The sequence below is a fragment of the Alteromonas sp. BL110 genome, from assembly GCF_003443615.1.
Lineage (GTDB): Bacteria > Pseudomonadota > Gammaproteobacteria > Enterobacterales > Alteromonadaceae > Alteromonas.
In genome coordinates this window covers 192327-208460 of the sequence record NZ_CP031967.1, presented here as the reverse complement: position 1 = coordinate 208460, position 16134 = coordinate 192327, and the positions used below count along the sequence as shown (strand labels likewise).

The 16134-nt window shown below is 44.0% G+C and carries 15 protein-coding genes; 9 read left to right on the top strand and 6 right to left on the bottom strand.

Translation table 11 applies throughout. The features are described from left to right. The first annotated feature begins 116 nt into the window (after positions 1-116). The 4 genes from greA to D1814_RS00925 all read left to right on the top strand — a co-directional run bounded on the left by greA (position 117) and on the right by D1814_RS00925 (position 3641). Complete coding sequence (greA, locus tag D1814_RS00940) at positions 117-593, top strand: transcription elongation factor GreA (protein ID WP_025254739.1); 477 nt, start codon at positions 117-119, stop codon at positions 591-593. 164 nt (positions 594-757) lie between these two features. Beyond that, entirely contained in the window at positions 758-2608 is a 1851-nt protein-coding gene (locus tag D1814_RS00935) for a hypothetical protein (RefSeq protein ID WP_118489687.1), read from the top strand. 9 nt (positions 2609-2617) lie between these two features. Continuing rightward, the gene (locus tag D1814_RS00930) at positions 2618-3157 is read left to right on the top strand and encodes an NUDIX domain-containing protein (protein ID WP_118489686.1); all 540 of its coding nucleotides are present in this window, start codon (positions 2618-2620) and stop codon (positions 3155-3157) included. A 91-nt stretch (positions 3158-3248) separates the two neighbouring features. After that, a complete protein-coding gene (locus D1814_RS00925) occupies positions 3249-3641 on the top strand; it encodes a DUF3224 domain-containing protein (RefSeq protein WP_118489685.1) in 393 nt (130 codons plus the stop codon). Positions 3642-3764: 123 nt separating this feature from the next. On the opposite strand, the gene D1814_RS00920 is transcribed toward D1814_RS00925, so the two are convergent. Continuing rightward, positions 3765-4214, bottom strand: a complete 450-nt coding sequence (locus D1814_RS00920) for an Hsp20 family protein (protein ID WP_118489684.1) — start codon at positions 4212-4214, stop codon at positions 3765-3767. Between the two features lie 389 nt (positions 4215-4603). Between D1814_RS00920 and D1814_RS00915 the strand changes: the two genes are divergently transcribed. Together D1814_RS00915 and pta are read left to right on the top strand one after the other, a co-directional pair. After that, the gene (locus D1814_RS00915) at positions 4604-5785 is read left to right on the top strand and encodes an acetate kinase (RefSeq protein ID WP_118489683.1); all 1182 of its coding nucleotides are present in this window, start codon (positions 4604-4606) and stop codon (positions 5783-5785) included. A 50-nt stretch (positions 5786-5835) separates the two neighbouring features. Next, positions 5836-7977, top strand: coding sequence for a phosphate acetyltransferase (gene pta / locus D1814_RS00910; protein ID WP_118489682.1), 2142 nt, complete (start codon positions 5836-5838; stop codon positions 7975-7977). A 139-nt stretch (positions 7978-8116) separates the two neighbouring features. On the opposite strand, the gene lnt is transcribed toward pta, so the two are convergent. From lnt to miaB, 5 genes are all read right to left on the bottom strand, one after another. After that, entirely contained in the window at positions 8117-9625 is a 1509-nt protein-coding gene (lnt, locus tag D1814_RS00905; RefSeq protein ID WP_118489681.1) for an apolipoprotein N-acyltransferase, read from the bottom strand. 103 nt (positions 9626-9728) lie between these two features. Beyond that, positions 9729-10586: a CNNM family magnesium/cobalt transport protein CorC gene (gene corC / locus D1814_RS00900; RefSeq protein WP_025254749.1), complete on the bottom strand. Its 858-nt coding sequence runs from the start codon at positions 10584-10586 to the stop codon at positions 9729-9731. Between the two features lie 116 nt (positions 10587-10702). Further along, a complete protein-coding gene (gene ybeY, locus D1814_RS00895) occupies positions 10703-11179 on the bottom strand; it encodes an rRNA maturation RNase YbeY (protein WP_118489680.1) in 477 nt (158 codons plus the stop codon). Next, complete coding sequence (locus D1814_RS00890) at positions 11179-12393, bottom strand: PhoH family protein (protein ID WP_232368948.1); 1215 nt, start codon at positions 12391-12393, stop codon at positions 11179-11181. The genes ybeY and D1814_RS00890 overlap by 1 nt, the downstream gene beginning before the upstream one ends. Before the next feature lie 30 nt (positions 12394-12423). Continuing rightward, positions 12424-13857: a tRNA (N6-isopentenyl adenosine(37)-C2)-methylthiotransferase MiaB gene (gene miaB, locus D1814_RS00885; protein WP_118489679.1), complete on the bottom strand. Its 1434-nt coding sequence runs from the start codon at positions 13855-13857 to the stop codon at positions 12424-12426. A 306-nt stretch (positions 13858-14163) separates the two neighbouring features. On the opposite strand from miaB, the gene D1814_RS00880 reads away from it, so the two are divergent. The 3 genes from D1814_RS00880 to D1814_RS00875 all read left to right on the top strand — a co-directional run bounded on the left by D1814_RS00880 (position 14164) and on the right by D1814_RS00875 (position 16107). Continuing rightward, on the top strand, positions 14164-15363 hold the full coding sequence (locus D1814_RS00880; RefSeq protein WP_118489678.1) for an FAD-dependent monooxygenase: 1200 nt from the start codon (positions 14164-14166) through the stop codon (positions 15361-15363). Next, the gene (locus D1814_RS19365; protein ID WP_162889809.1) at positions 15363-15539 is read left to right on the top strand and encodes a hypothetical protein; all 177 of its coding nucleotides are present in this window, start codon (positions 15363-15365) and stop codon (positions 15537-15539) included. The genes D1814_RS00880 and D1814_RS19365 overlap by 1 nt, the downstream gene beginning before the upstream one ends. 85 nt (positions 15540-15624) lie before the next feature. Then, a complete protein-coding gene (locus D1814_RS00875; protein WP_118489677.1) occupies positions 15625-16107 on the top strand; it encodes a hypothetical protein in 483 nt (160 codons plus the stop codon). The last annotated feature ends 27 nt before the right edge of the window (positions 16108-16134 follow it).

Here is a 16134-nt window from a genome sequence, read left to right as displayed (position 1 = left end):
GACATACGCTAGGATACGAGGTATCCTAGTAATATTACATTTGTGTGAATCAATAAAAAGTGCGCCTTCGCGGCGCACTTTTCTGTTTAAATTACTAGCTAAGTGAGACGGTATTCATGAGTCAGTATCCAATGACAGCGCGCGGCGCTCAAATGCTGCGTGACGAATTAAATGAGCTTAAAACAAAAACACGCCCACGTATTATCGAGTCTATTGCCGAAGCACGTGAGCACGGTGATTTGAAAGAAAACGCTGAATATCACGCTGCCCGTGAACAGCAAAGCTTCTGTGAAGGCCGCATTCAGGATATTGAAGGCAAGCTTTCAAATGCACAGATTATCGACGTAACTAAAATGGAAAATACCGGCAAGGTTATTTTCGGCACAACGGTTACCATTTTAAACGTTGATACCGATGAAGAAACAACTTACCGCATTGTTGGCGATGATGAAGCTGATATTAAGAACAACTTAATTTCAGTTAATTCGCCTATTGCTCGCGGTCTTATCGGTAAAGAGCTTGATGATACGGTAACTATTCAAACGCCAGCTGGCGCGGTTGAAGTTGAAATCATCGAAGTTGAGTATATTTAATTACTATCGGTCAGTGGCGCAATGCTACTGACCTTATTTAAACGCATATTTTAAACACTCAAAATCTTTTTCTTTCTCTTTTAATTTGTAAATTCTCAACAAGTCATTGCCCAATCTACTTACTCTAAGTATGCTTTTTCCTTTTATTTTCGAAAGGATGCATCATGGCTTATGATTTTGGTTCTCAGACGCTAGGCATAAAGAACCCATTTAAGACAGAAGGAACGCTTAGAACGCTTGGTGGTGTTTTAACGCTGCTATTGGCGGTTTACGTTGTGTTTTCGGTGCCAGCAATATTTGAAGCTAACAAGGTAAAAGGCTATACCTTGTTAGCGGTAGGCTTTATTTTAGTGGTATCGGGAATACGACACACGGCAGTTGGTATCCTTCAACTAATGCGTTTTTTCGTGGGAAGAACGGTTCCCACGTCTTTGGCGTATAACTTTTCAAAATCTGAACAAGATGCCGCCCAGGCAGAAAAAAAAGCGCTGCTTTACTCGAAAGAGTCATTGCACTCTATGCTTATGGGTAGAAGGAACACGACATTTGAGGAGCCAAAAGGTTGGCTCGCTCGGTTAGTCCACAGTATTTTCCCTAAGCTAGTTTTCTTACCTTACCCACTACGTCATTTAGCTCAAGAAATTCTCGCTATGGGAGCAACGCTTATCGTGGGTTTGGTCACCTACGCTATCGTTTATTTCCTCGTAAGTAATGGCTTTGCTGGCGAAGTAGCAAAAATCGTCGTTATGCCTATTCTTTCTTTAATCCTGCTTATTTATTTTGTTGCTAACTGGACATCCACCGCAAAAGGGATCCACAACGAAGGGAACTCTCAACTAGCTAAAGCGGGTGGTTTGTCTATTGGTGTAATCATCGGCTTAGCGTTAGTCGTTCCGCTTGGCGCAGGTGTTTTTCTTGACGGTATTGTCGGCAACAATATTAATAAGCTTCAAACCTGGTCGGAAGAGCACGCTTTTTTTAGCGCATGGCTCAATTTTGTTTATCTATTTATTAGTATTGGTGTGGTAATAGGTCTTGTATTTCCTCTGCTTAAAAAGCGCATGGATTTAGTCACCCCTCAAACCGAAGTGAGTGAATTTAGAGCAAACATGCAGGAATCTGTTCACCCCAACGAAATCTTCATCAATATTGAAAATATTGTTTTGGCCAACCGTCGCTACAAAGAAGTTCCAAACAGAATATATGCCGACTTTGTGCCTAAGCTTAAAGAGCAAGCGGAAGGGAAAGGAAGTTTCGAAGGGGAGTTATTGATTGAAACTCAGCCAACCCTAAGTGAAGGTTTGGCATTGCCGAAAAGTGCGAAAGTCGCGTTAAGTGCTATGGCGCAAGTCGCAGTTGTTGTTGCTGCAGTATTGTTTTACTCATCGGGTGTACAGCTTGCCGAGTTGCTCCATCTGATTATCAATATTGGTGTAGACAACAGCGCGTTACTTAATAATGCATTTTCGATGGTTAACAATTTGCTCATGCTTGTATTTGCATGGCTTACTTTCAGAGCAGCAGGCAGTATTTTAAATAACGCCTCTCACATGTTTTGGGGTGAGTTAAATTTTAATTCTTTACTCATGTACATGAAAACGGAAGGTACATATACCGAGTCGAGAGTATCAACAGGGATGGCCATTCACGATTCTACGCGTTCTGAAAACGTTGTAGTAAGAAGTAGTATTACGCCTTGGATTATTACTAGCCGAATTAATACATCAATATTTGCCACTAGTGGTATGAACAATCTGGAAGCTCCGCGTTTTGTTATGGGAATGAATAAAAACGACGGCGAATTGAATGAAATTGTTGATGAAATAAAAGCATTTTTACGCGGTAGAGAAACCATTGCGTCTATCACAAATGAATCAGATTTAGCGAACGCGAGCACCATTCACCAAGTCAATCAGCAGACCCGTGCATTTAATCAAAACTCAGACGAGCGTTTAACGCTTAAAGACACGGAAGAAAGCGCAGGCTTCCTTAGAAACGAGAAAGACAGCGAGTGAGGGGGAATTGTGTCAGATATTAAAACGCTAGATACAAAAGTAGTCTATGAAAACAAATGGCTTCGGGTAAGAGAAGACAAAATACGTCGTAATAGCGGAAATGAAGGTATATATGGTGTGGTGGAAAAACCAGATTTTGCCATTATTTTACCGATTGAGGGCGACACAGTGTATATGGTCGAGCAATACCGCTATACCATTAAAGAGCGACAGCTAGAACTTCCACAAGGAGCATGGGAGAGCAATCCCGACGCTGACCCTGTGGAGCTTGCCAAGGGTGAGCTTAAAGAAGAGACGGGCTTGACTGCTGAGTCAATGGAGTATGTTGGCTTTCAATATCTTGCCTATGGTTTTTGTAATCAGGGGTACCACATTTACGTAGCGAAAGGGTTGACCCAAGGCGAACAAAAACTAGATGTTGAAGAAGAAGACTTGCAGGTTGTTCCGCTTTCCTTAACTGCTTTAAAGGAAAAAATCATTAACGGAGAGATAAAGGACGCTAGTACCTGTAACGCTGTAGGCTTAGCCATGCTCAAAGGGTTTATTTAAACGCGCTGTTACAATTCTTAGGTTGTCTTTTTTCTGCATAAGAGGTTAGGGTAGGTAAATCTACTATAACGTTAATATAAAAGAGATATTCATGACAATTGAAGGAAGCTTCTCCATTACGCAATGGGACGAGGACACGCTAAGTGAAAGAGCAGAAGGAATTAAGGTATCTCAAGCTAGTATCAAACAGGTCTATTCAGGTGATATGAGTGGCGAGTCTAACGTTGAGTTTTTAATGTCTTATCAATCGCAAATGTCAGCTCAATTTACGGGATTTGAAACTTTTGTCGGTGTGATAAATGGGTTGCGTGGTACCGTTACTTTTCAACACAAAGGTAAGTTTGAAAGCGGTGTTGCTAGAAGTGATTTCGAGTCTATAAAAGATTCTGCGACGGGCGAACTCGTGGGCAAGACTTTGAGAGGCAGCTTTACGTCGGGAGAGTCAGGTAAAGCTGATTACACTCTTGAAGTAGATGATGCCTAAGCGGTGGATGATGTAGCTAACACTAAATGAGCAGGCAATAGCACTATCTACGACTTATAAAAACAAAAAAACGGCGCCGTAAGGCGCCGCTAAAAGTTGGGAAACAAACCAAGAAACTATTTATTAATTCTCAAGTAAACGAGAACCAATTTCTATTTGGCGAGGCTTCTTGGCTTCAGGTATGACTCGCTCCATATCGATGTGTAATAGGCCATTTTCCATATCTGCAGCTAACACTTTTACATGATCGCCAAGCTGGAATTTACGCTCAAAGTTACGCTCTGAGATGCCTTTATGTAAGAACTTACGTTCTTTACTTTCCTTGCTTTCCGCTTCCGTTTTCTTCGTTCCGGTAATGGTTAATGTATTCTCTTCTACCTGAATAGATACATCGTCTTTACTGAAACCAGCAATCGCCATGGTTACCCGGTACTTGTCATCGCCAAGCAACTCGATGTTATAAGGCGGATAAGTGCTCTGTTTCTCTGCACGAGAAGCTGCATCGATAAGTGACGCTAGGTGATCAGAGCCAATGAATGAACGGTAAAGTGGAGATAGATCGATAGTACGCATAGTCATATCCTCAAAATTAAGCAATATGTTTAAAATTAAAATGCCCCGACTCTGCGGCGGCGGTTTTGTCGACCTGACTGTTCAGCGCCGACAAATCATATATAGGAATGGCCGAAATATTTTTCAAGAAAGAAAGTTGATTTTTTTGCAAAATAATTCCAATAAATTCCTAAGTTGTTGAAATATATGGATTGTTAAAGTGGCAAGGTTTTCTAAACAATTGTAGGTTAGCCGTTGCTAAGCGAAAGTTTTCCATAAAACCCTATATAAAATAGGTGTATGCGATAATTTTTATAAAACATTTAGCAATTGTTTAACCCCTCTAATTGTTTAGAAATGCTACAATTGGTTAAACAGAATGTCTTACCACTTTAATTGAAATTACAAAAATGAAAAAAGAAGTTATTGTTTTAAACTGTGGCAGCTCTTCAGTAAAGTTTGCCATTATCGACGCCGATACTGGCGAAGCAGGGCTCTCTGGCATTGCAGAAGCGTTGGGAAATAGTGATGCGAGTTTATCTTTTAAGCTAAACGGTAGAAAAGAGAAGCAGGCATTGCCAGCAAAAGCAGGGCATACCGAGGCGCTTAACGCTATATCTGAAATTATTGCAAGCACAGGCGTACAGCCTATTGCCATTGGTCACCGTGTTGTACACGGGGGCGAAAAGTTTAAAGGCGCAGCTCTTGTAGATGATAGCGTGCTCGAAGCAATCGAAGATTATGCGAGCATGGCACCGCTGCACAATATGGCTAATCTAAAAGGCATTGTGACCGCTCAAGCTGCGTATCCAGATTTGCCTCATGTCGTAGTATTCGATACTTCCTTTTTCCAAACACTTCCTCAAAAAGCCTTTATCTATGCTCTACCGATGTCGCTTTATCGTGAACATGGCATTAGACGTTATGGCTTCCACGGAACTAGCCACAAGTTCATACTTGATAGCATGGCGAAAATTCTTGAAAAGCCAGTTTCAGACACCAGCATAATCAGTGCGCACTTAGGCAACGGCTGTAGCGTGTCAGCAATTGAAAAAGGTCAGGCAGTAGACACCAGCCTTGGCTTCATTCCTTTAGAAGGGCTAGTAATGGGCACGCGCTGTGGTGATTTAGATCCTAGCTTGCCCGGTACGCTTCAGAAAAAGCTTGGCAAAACCGCAGACGAAATTAGCGACCTGTTAAACAAACAGTCAGGTCTACTAGGTATTTCAGAACTAAGTAACGACTGCAGAACCCTTGAGGATGCCGCGCTAGAAGGTCATGAAGGCGCACTGTTGGCAATCGAAATTTTCTGCTACCGCTTGGCTAAATACATAGCAGGCTACATGGTAGCTGTGCCAACGTTAGATGCTATTGTCTTTACAGGCGGTATCGGAGAAAACTCATCTCTCATTCGAGAGACCACAATGGGATATTTCACTCACTTTGGTATTAGCCTTGATGAGCAGAGAAATACTGATGCGCGATTTGGGCAAGGCGGAAAAATTTCTACTGATACAGCATCAACCTCTGTTTATGTCGTACCTACTAATGAAGAGTGGGTAATTGCAGCTGAAGCTGCAACCTTCGCGTAAATTCAACTAGCAAAGCCAGCGGTCAGACGTTGGCAATAGCAGGAGTAACTATGTCTCGCAGAATTATGTTGATCCCCGTGGGCACCAGTGTGGGCCTAACTACGGTCAGCATGGGTCTTGTTCGCGCAATAGAAGAACAAGGTATAAAGCTTAATTTTTTCAAGCCAGTGGCCCAGCCAAGAAAGGGCGACAATGGGGAAGAGCGCTCTACAGCGATTATTGCCCATCATGCCAGTGTCTCGCCAATTGAACCGTTCGAACTTGAGTACGTTGAGCGTATGATCAGTACCGACAATACTGATGAGCTGTTAGAAGAAATTATAGAGCGGTTTGAAGAAAAGAGTGTTCAAGAAGCGGTAACCGTCATTGAAGGGCTAGTGACCACGCGTCATCATCCCTACGCGGAGCGTTTAAACCTTGAAATTAGCCGCGCTCTTGATGCCGATATTGTTTTTGTGGCTGTGCCTGGCAACGAGTCGACAACAGATATTAATCACCGTCTTGAAATCGTTGTAGACACCTATGGCGGTCATAAAGGTCAAAAAGTGGTTGGCTGTATCTTTAACAAGGTTAATGCGCCTTTTGATGAACATGGTCGACTTCGTGCCGATATCGGTGCAATAGAAGCGCCTGAGCATGATGAGGAGCGCACGCAGGCACTACGAGACCTGCCTATTTTCAAAAAAGGCTTGAGCCTTCTTGGTACGGTTGATTGGAGCGCAGACTTAGTGTCTCCTCGGGCTACAGATGTAGCAAAGCACCTCAACGCAACCCTGCTTAACGAAGGCGAGCTGGCAGAACGCAGATTAAGCAGCGTTACTTTCTGCGCGCGCGAAATTCACAACATGACGCATACCCTTAAACCGGGTGCGTTACTTGTGATGTCAGGCGATCGCGGCGATGTATTTGTGTCTTGCTGTTTGGCTGCGCTAAACGGGACTAAGCTGGGCGCGCTATTACTTACAGGTGGCTACCAGCCCGATGAAAATATCATGGCATTATGTAGTCAAGCCATGGAAACGGGCCTGCCGGTCATGCTTGTAAATTCGAATACATGGCAAACAGCCCAAGCACTTCACGCATTCAACCAAGAAGTACCGGTTGATGACAGCCAGCGTATTGAGAAAGTAATGGTGCATACAGCGGAAAGCTTAGATGCAAGCTGGGTGAATTCACTAACGCAAAAAGTTTCTCGCCAGAAGAAGCTGTCTCCATCGGCGTTCCGTTTCTACCTTACTAACCGTGCAAGACAGGTTAATAAGCGTGTTGTGCTCCCAGAAGGTAATGAGCCGAGAACCGTTGTAGCTGCATCAATCTGTGCCAAACGTGGTTTAGCACGACCTGTGCTTATTGGTGATGAAACAGAAATTCGTCGAGTAGCAGAGCAACAGGGTGTAGTACTAAGCGATGGCGTAGAAATTGTTTCTCCGAGTGAGATTAAGGATGACTACGTTGAAGGTTTAGTGGCTCTTCGCGGTTACAAAGGCGTTACTGAAGTGGTTGCAAAAGAGTTACTGGAAGATAACGTGACTTTAGGCACAATGATGCTTCAGCAAGACGATGTGGATGGACTAGTTTCCGGCGCGGTAAATACCACGGCTAATACAATTCGCCCAGCGTTACAGCTAATTAAAACGGCTGAAAACGCCTCATTAGTATCGTCAGTATTTTTCATGCTTCTGCCTGACCAAGTTTTGGTTTACGGTGACTGTGCCATTAACCCTGACCCCAATGCTCAGCAGCTAGCCGACATAGCAATTCAGTCTGCTGAGTCTGCGCAGATGTTTGGTATTGAACCAAGGGTAGCTATGATAAGCTACAGTACTGGCTCTTCAGGTGCAGGAAGCGATGTAGAAAAAGTGCGTGAGGCTACTAAGATTGCGCAAAAACTACGCCCTGATTTACTTATCGACGGCCCTCTTCAGTATGACGCTGCGGCCATTGAAAGTGTAGGTAAGAGCAAAGCGCCTAATAGCCCGGTAGCGGGTAAAGCAAACGTATTTGTTTTCCCAGACCTAAACACAGGTAACACCACTTATAAAGCGGTGCAGCGCAGCTTCGACTTAGTGTGTATTGGCCCAATGCTGCAAGGCATGAGAAAGCCAGTTAACGATTTAAGTCGCGGTGCGCTGGTGGATGATATTGTATTTACCATTGCACTTACTGCTATTCAGGCAGCGGGTAACGTTTAGTTAAAAACAGTGAACTACCTGTGACTTGAATGCTAGTCAAGGTTTAGCAAAAACGGCGCAGCTTCGAGCAAAGCTAGCGTCGTTTTTATTTTAAGGGGCTTTTTGACCTATACCTATAGCTAAAACAAAGCCACAGGGATTATTTCTTCTGGCGACGCTTTATCATTACCGCGGCTATTAACAGGACAAGGGTAATCAGCCAAACACCTAACTCTTGCAGGTGGTAATACGGTGTAAAGCCGCGAGTTGCAACAACTGGCGCCGATATATTACCAGCCATGAATTGAGGTAGGCGAGCTGTCACTTCGCCTTTATGGTCTATAAAAGCTGTAATGCCGTTATTTGTAGCTCTAACAACAGGGCGCCCCAACTCAAGAGCACGCATTTGCGCAATCTGCAGATGCTGCGCAGGGCCGTGAGAATGTCCAAACCACGCATCGTTACTTACTGTAATGATCATGTCGGTATCTTCATATACGTTTGCCATCACTTGGTGAGGAAACGCAATTTCAAAACAGATAGCGGGCGCTAGGTGAATGCCATTAGCTTCAAGATTCGCCTGCTGATAGTCACCGCGAGAAAATGATGACATAGGCAAATCGAATAGAGGGGCTAGGGGGCGAAGCCAGTCTTCAAAAGGTACGAATTCGCCTACAGGCAAAAGATGGTGCTTTGAAAAGCGATTATTGTGGAAATATTGGTAATCAGGGTACCTAGCATCTGGTGTACGTTTACCTAGCACAATTAGGTTGTTCCAGGCTTCATCAGTTTCCCAGTTATAATTAACTATACCTGTAATAAGTGCCGTGTTCTCTTGAAAGGCTCTTTCGTTAACTTTGGCGAGATAAGGTTGGGCTAAAGGCTCAAGCTTGGGAACGGCCGCTTCTGGCCAAATAACCAAGTCGTTATCCCATAGGCTTTCGGTTAGCTTCCAGTAGGTGTCCATAGTAGGGCCATCTTGCTCCGGCACCCATCGCAAACTTTGCTCAATATTTCCCTGCGCCATGCCAACAGAATACGTTTTGTTTGGGGTAACCCAAGTATGTTGTTTAAGCAGGTAGCCACTAGTAAATAAGCACAGTGCAACCAGTACTGCGTTGGCGAAAGTTCGCTTATTGTGAATGAGCGCAAATAGGGTAGCGCTAATAACGATCAGCGCGCTTATACCCGTTTCTCCAATAACAGGTGCAAAGCCAGACAGTGGACTATCTAGCTGGCTATAGCCTAAAGATAACCACGGGAAGCCACTTAGCATCCAGCTTCTAAGCCACTCGGCTAAAACCCAGAAAAAAGGCAGTGCCATAGGCCACAATTGGGGAGAAAAGTACTTGGCGGTGAATTTAGTGGCAAGAGCGGGGTATAACGCCAAGTAACCACAAAGTAGTGCCATTATGGCAATGGAACCGATAAGAGGTAGCCCACCAAAATCGGCAATGCTCACATGCACCCAGCTTATGCCAGCGCCAAACCAGCCTGCACCAAATAACCATCCAGCTAAAAACGGTCGATGTTTCAGCTTTATGACTTGACGTATAGCGAGTGCGAGGGCAGGTATAGTTAAAAGCCACATATTAAATGGGGCGAAAGCCAGCGTTAAACTTGCACCGCTTAACATAAGAAGAAAGTGAGGGATGAACCGTTTCAGCATATAAGTCATCTGATGGTGGTTGATAGGTTTTGTTTTACACGGGGTAAGCGCTTAAAAATTTGCGCTACCCTATGCTGAAATAAACGTTATTGTGACGACGTCTCTATTCCAATGAAGGCACTGAAACCTTAAGTTGAATAAGTCGGCGCTTATCTGAGTTAGTCACTTTAAACTGAACATCGCCAATGGTGATTTCATCATTGGTTTCAGGCATATGACCGAACGCTTTAAGCACAATACCACCAATGGTATCGGCTTCTTCTTCGCTAAACTTGGTTTCAAAAAACTCGTTAAAATCGTCCACAGGGGTTAATGCTTTAACCGAGTATGTCGATTTATTTAATGGGCGAATATCATCGGTACCGTCTTCTTCGGTATCGTACTCATCTTCAATTTCACCCACGATAATCTCGAGAATATCTTCGATAGTCACCAAGCCAGATACACCGCCGTATTCGTCTACAACAATAGCCATGTGATAGCGTTGTTGTCTGAACTCCTTTAGCAGAACGTCAACACGTTTGCTCTCTGGAACAATAACCGCAGGGCGCAAAATATCTTTTAAATTGAATTCTTTTTCTGCATTAAAAGCAAATGCAAGTAGGTCTTTAGCGAGTAAAATACCTTCAATATGGTCTTTATCTTCACTAATGACGGGAAAGCGGGAGTGAGCGGATTCGAGCATTAAAGGTAGAAATTCTTCTACCTTCTTTTCTACGTCTATCGTGGTCATTTGAGCGCGAGGGATCATGATATCCCTCACTCGCATTTCATTTACCCCAATTACCCCTTCAATCATTTCTCGGGTTTGTGGGTCTATGATATCGTTTTGTTCAGCATCGGTAATAACCGATACTAACTCTTCTTTACTTTTCGGCTCGCCAGAAATCGAATTCTTTAGTTTATCTAACCAACTCTTGCCTGATGAGCCGTTGGTAGAGTGAGGATTATCGTCGCTCATAATGTCCGTTTAATTGTTAGGTCAACGCCAACGTTAAAATGGTTCGTGTTGGTCGTCAATGTTTTATTGTCATTAAGTATTAAAGTACTTATATAACATGTGGTTATGATTGTTTATCAATCGTTGACTTCATAAGGGTTATCTATGCCAAGGCAAGCAAGAATATCAATTTCTTTGCTTTCCATTTCCTCGGCATCTGCATCGACAATATGGTCATAACCCATTAAATGCAATAGCCCATGAACCGTCATGTGCGTGTAGTGATCACTCACTCTCTTTTGCTGCTCTTCAGCTTCACGACTAATAACAGGGGCACAAATAACCAAGTCGCCCAACAAGTTGATTTCAATGCCAGGAGGCGCTTCGAAAGGAAACGATAGCACGTTTGTCGGTTTATCTTTGCCCCTGTACTCACGGTTGAGGTTTTGGCTTTCTGCTTCGTCGGTAAAGCGAATCGTAATTTCTTGCTCGCTCAACCCTTCATACTTAAGCACAGCATTAGCCCAAAGTTCGAGCTCTGAAGGTGAGGGGATGGCAGATAAGATAGCCTCGTCACCTTCAAATGCTTGTTGTACATCAATAATGGCTGTCACTATGCGTTGTCGTCTTTTGTTTGAGCTGAAGTGTTGTTTGACTGCTCATGGTTGTTGCCATCAGCTCGCTCAGGGCTGTTGTCGTTACTTCGCTCAGGGCTGTTGTCGTTACTTCGCTCAGGGCTGTTGTCGTTACTTCGCTCAGGGCTGTTGTCGTTACTTCGCTCAGGGCTGTGGGCTGACTGTTCACGCTGAAGTCGCAATGCTTCTTCTTTGCGCGCTTTACGTAGGCGCTCTTGTTCAGCGTCATGCACTTCGTAAGCTCTTACAATACGGGCAACGACAGGGTGACGAACCACGTCTTCAGCATGGAAAAAGTTGAAAGAAATGTCATTTACTTCGCTCAATACTTCAATGGCATGACGAAGGCCTGATTTTGCACCGCGCGGTAAGTCTACCTGCGTGATATCACCAGTTATCACCGCTTTTGAATTAAAGCCAATACGGGTTAAGAACATTTTCATTTGCTCAACCGTCGTGTTTTGGCTTTCATCCAAAATGATAAATGCGTCGTTTAGCGTACGCCCACGCATGTAGGCTAATGGCGCTACTTCAATAACATTGCGCTCCATAAGCTTTTCTACTTTTTCGAAGCCCAGCATTTCAAATAGGGCGTCGTAAAGTGGTCGCAAGTAAGGGTCTACTTTTTGCGATAGATCGCCAGGCAAGAAACCAAGCTTTTCACCGGCTTCAACCGCAGGACGGGTAAGCAAGATTCGGCGAATTTCTTGGCGCTCAAGTGCATCGACAGCCGCGGCTACCGCTAGGTAAGTTTTACCTGTACCGGCAGGCCCAATACCAAAGGCAATATCGTGGTTAACAATGTTTGCCACGTACTGCGCTTGGTTTGGGTTACGCGGTTTTATAACACCGCGCTTAGTTTTAATATTGATCTCTTTGCCATAACCACCCGTTGCGTCTTTTTCAATAACGCGGGCTTCTTGAATGGCAAGGTGAACTTGCTCTGCTTCTAGCTCAGGAATACGACCCTTAATAGGTTGTGTTTCTATATAAAGAAGCTTAAGTAATTCGCTAGCACTTTTTATTTGCTGCGGTTCACCCAACACCTTGAACGCGTTATTTCGGTAGGTAATTTCTACACCCAGCCTGCGCTCAATTTGTTTAATGTTGTCATCAAAGGGGCCACATAAACTCGACAAACGTTTGCTATCTGCCGGTTCTAAATCAAATTCGTTACTAACCAATGTACTCAAGCTACTCTTTTCCTCGCTATAAAATTGTTTTTAGGCTGGGTTAAATTGACCCACGCCAAGCTCATTAGGCAAATCTGCCTGATGCTTTGCCATGATAGATTGGGGCGAAACTGCAACACGCAAGCCCATTTCACTTTCTCTGCGCACAACTTCACCACGTAGTGAGTTGGTAAATACGTCTGTGATGTTTACATCAACGAATTCGCCAATCATATCTGGTGTGCCTTCAAAGTTTACTACGCGGTTGTTTTCAGTACGTCCAGAAAGCTCCATTGGGTTTTTCTTAGACGGGCCTTCAACCAAAATCCGTTGCTCTGTGCCAACCATGTGACGAGCAATACGAAGGGCTTGCTGCGTAATACGCTGCTGAAGCAGGTGAAGACGTTGCTTCTTCGTTTCTTCACTTACATCATCAACAGCGTCAGCAGCAGGTGTACCTGGGCGGGCACTGTAAATAAAGCTGAAGCTAAGGTCATAATCCACTGCCTGAATTAAATCCATGGTAGCTTCAAAGTCGGCATCGGTCTCTCCAGGGAAGCCAATGATGAAATCGCTCGACAAGCTAATGTTCGGGCGAATTTTCTTCAGCTTACGCATTTTCGACTTGTATTCAATTGCCGTATGCCCACGTTTCATTAGGTTCAAAATACGGTCAGAGCCGCTTTGAACAGGCAAGTGCAGGTGGTCAACTAACTCAGGAATAGACGCGTATGCTTCAATGATATCGTCAGTAAACTCAACCGGATGAGATGTGGTGTAACGAATACGGTCGATCCCATCGATAGCAGCTACTAGCTCTAGCAACTCAGAGAAACGACAAATTGTGCCGTCGTAATTGTCACCGCGATACGCGTTAACGTTTTGACCTAGAAGATTTACTTCACGTACGCCTTGACCTGCAAGCTGTGCAATTTCAAGCAGCACGTCGTCAACAGGGCGGCTTACTTCTTCACCACGGGTGTAAGGTACTACGCAGAACGTACAATATTTTGAACAGCCTTCCATAATTGAAACGAACGCCGTGGGGCCTTCAGCACGTGGCTCAGGCAGGCGATCAAACTTTTCAATTTCAGGGAAGCTCACGTCAATCACTGACTTTGCGCCGCCTTGAAGTTCGTTGATCATTTCAGGCAAACGGTGCAGCGTTTGAGGGCCAAATACCAAGTCTACGAACGGCGCACGCTGGCGTATGGTGTTACCTTCTTGAGAAGCCACACAGCCGCCTACACCAATAATAAGTTCAGGCTTGTCTTGCTTTAACGTCTTCCAGCGACCAAGTTGATGGAAAACCTTCTCTTGCGCCTTTTCGCGAATAGAGCAGGTGTTAAGCAAAATAACGTCGGCTTCTTCAGCACTTTGTGCAGCGCTATAGCCATGCGTTGAGTCTAGTAAGTCTGCCATTTTTTCCGAGTCGTACTCATTCATTTGGCAGCCCCAGGTTTTGATATACAGCTTTTTAGTCATAACAACTATTCGATAACCTGTTAGTGTTCCTGTAAGTGAATGCAGTATCACCTTTGTTCAGTTAAGGTGTCTGCCAGAATGTTATCCTACATAGGGCGTTGAAAGCGCCCATGCAAAATGCATCGGAAATGTCAGTTACAGGAAGATGTTCAAAATAGCCGCATATTTTACCTGTTATGCAGGCATATTCCCAGTGTCTTACGACGATTCGTGAAGAATTGATCTAAGCCAAGCCTGTTGTACGTTTTACTTCACAGCGCTTTGTGTTTTAAGACATAATGCAAGTGCGTGTTTTAAGGAGAGTAAATGGTCGATTTTTGTATAAATGGCGGTGGTATGGTAGGTGCAGCACTCGCCCTAGGTCTGGCCCAACAGCAGTTTAAAGTAGCGGTAATCGAGCCTTATTTACCTGAAACATATAAAGCTGAAGATGGCCCAGACTTACGGGTCTCAGCTATAAGCGAGGCGTCGGTTACCCTATTAAAAGCATTGGGAGCGTGGGACCATATTGCTGCCATGCGCGTGAAACCCTACACAGGTTTAAGTGTATGGGACCATCCGTCTCATCGAACAGATTTTACCGCACAAAGTATCGACATGCCTCAGCTGGGTTTCTTTGTAGAAAACCGATTGTTGCAACTAGGTTGCCACGAAGCACTAAAGCAGTATGACAATGTAGAGCTTATTAGTGGCCACACAGTGCAAGACATTCAGTTAGCTAATACTGCTACCGTTAAACTATCTAGCGGCAAAACGATAGAGGCTAAGTGGCTTATTGGTGCCGATGGTGCAAACTCTCAGGTAAGAAAGGCGGCCGGTATTGGCACCACAGGTTGGCAGTATGCCCAACAGGCAATGGGTATAACAATCAAAATGAAACAGCCTGTAGAGCCTGTGACTTGGCAGCAATTTACTTCAAGCGGCCCAAAAGCGTTTTTGCCTATGTTCGACAATTATGCCTCGCTTGTGTGGTACGACTCGCCCGACGAACTAAAACGTATAAAAAGTTTAAAAGCGAGCCAACTTGAAAGCGAAATCCTTGAAACGTTTCCTGATGAACTCACTAAAAATGACAACAGCTTTTCTGTTGTAGATAAAGCGGTTTTTCCGCTTACCCGTTCTCATGCGAATCACTATGTTAAAGGCTGCTGTGTGTTAATTGGCGATGCAGCGCACACCATTAATCCATTGGCGGGGCAGGGTGTGAACTTAGGCTTTAAAGATATAGAGGCGTTTTTATCGGTTACCGCTAAGATTAATTTCAGCCACAGTACTGGTGAACTGTCGCTTACGGATAAACGATTTTTGCAAATGCTCGCGAACGACTATGAAAGGCCACGAAAGCGAGATAACTTGGTAATGATGAGCGCAATGGATGGTTTCTATACCTTGTTTAGTAACGATATTGCCCCCATTAAATGGGTAAGAAACCAGCTGCTTTCTGTGGCGCAGCGCATGGAGCCTGCTAAACAACAAGTGCTTAAATATGCGATAGGGTTACGATAATGGAAGTATTAATTTTACTGGCTGTATTGTTTGGTGCATTGGCATTGATTATACCGCTAATAGAGCGCTCTAAAATGCGCATTAGTAATGAAGACGCGGCTAAATGGGCGAAGTGGATTTGGCCTTTAATGGGAATATTGCTTGTTGCGCAATTACTGCGTTTGCTCTTCTCCTAAAAGCTTTTGCTTAGGTTTTGAAAAGTCGCAAAATCTTGCCATTTGTTTAAGCTAACTCTATTCATAATTAAAAAGGTTCAAAGGAATGACCGTACAGTTCTCGCAAGGATTTTCTAATCAATGTCCGTTAGTTAGTTTAAAAGGCTATAGCCTTTACTATATTTGGCAAGGGCACCCATCAGTAGAAGGCGAGCAACACTTTTATCAGTTAAAAAGTAAACCTGACCCCGAAAAGGTTGAGGTGATGTCTGCCTGTTGGGATGGCTATGCAGGCTGTTATCAGCTAAGTGTTGAAGGAAGACTTATTCTTACTCAGTTTTATTATTTTCTTCCCGACGGTTTGGGGGAGTCTGATGCCTTACTTGAGGAGCTGCAAGGCGACTTTTACTTAGAGTTTAGAACCCACTTTGAAGGTGACCAGTTATACGTCCCCTTTGTCGATGGTAAAGTAATTGATGACCAAGAACAGTGGGTTGAAATAAAGGGGACCCAATTTGATTCAAAAGCTAGCGAAAATAATTTTTTCGCTTGGATAAAGAGAGTTATTCCGAGGCGTTTGTTTAATTAAGCCATATTCTATGCAACTGCTTTTAAA

What these genes read in the sequence shown, in the direction of transcription:
- greA (WP_025254739.1), top strand. Translation starts at nt 117, where the DNA reads ATGAGTCAGTATCCAATGACAGCGCGCGGCGCTCAAATGCTGCGTGAC.
- D1814_RS00935 (WP_118489687.1), top strand. Translation starts at nt 758, where the DNA reads ATGGCTTATGATTTTGGTTCTCAGACGCTAGGCATAAAGAACCCATTT.
- D1814_RS00925 (WP_118489685.1), top strand. Translation starts at nt 3,249, where the DNA reads ATGACAATTGAAGGAAGCTTCTCCATTACGCAATGGGACGAGGACACG.
- D1814_RS00920 (WP_118489684.1), bottom strand. Translation starts at nt 4,214, where the DNA reads ATGCGTACTATCGATCTATCTCCACTTTACCGTTCATTCATTGGCTCT.
- D1814_RS00915 (WP_118489683.1), top strand. Translation starts at nt 4,604, where the DNA reads ATGAAAAAAGAAGTTATTGTTTTAAACTGTGGCAGCTCTTCAGTAAAG.
- pta (WP_118489682.1), top strand. Translation starts at nt 5,836, where the DNA reads ATGTCTCGCAGAATTATGTTGATCCCCGTGGGCACCAGTGTGGGCCTA.
- lnt (WP_118489681.1), bottom strand. Translation starts at nt 9,625, where the DNA reads ATGCTGAAACGGTTCATCCCTCACTTTCTTCTTATGTTAAGCGGTGCA.
- corC (WP_025254749.1), bottom strand. Translation starts at nt 10,586, where the DNA reads ATGAGCGACGATAATCCTCACTCTACCAACGGCTCATCAGGCAAGAGT.
- miaB (WP_118489679.1), bottom strand. Translation starts at nt 13,857, where the DNA reads ATGACTAAAAAGCTGTATATCAAAACCTGGGGCTGCCAAATGAATGAG.
- D1814_RS00880 (WP_118489678.1), top strand. Translation starts at nt 14,164, where the DNA reads ATGGTCGATTTTTGTATAAATGGCGGTGGTATGGTAGGTGCAGCACTC.
- D1814_RS19365 (WP_162889809.1), top strand. Translation starts at nt 15,363, where the DNA reads ATGGAAGTATTAATTTTACTGGCTGTATTGTTTGGTGCATTGGCATTG.
- D1814_RS00875 (WP_118489677.1), top strand. Translation starts at nt 15,625, where the DNA reads ATGACCGTACAGTTCTCGCAAGGATTTTCTAATCAATGTCCGTTAGTT.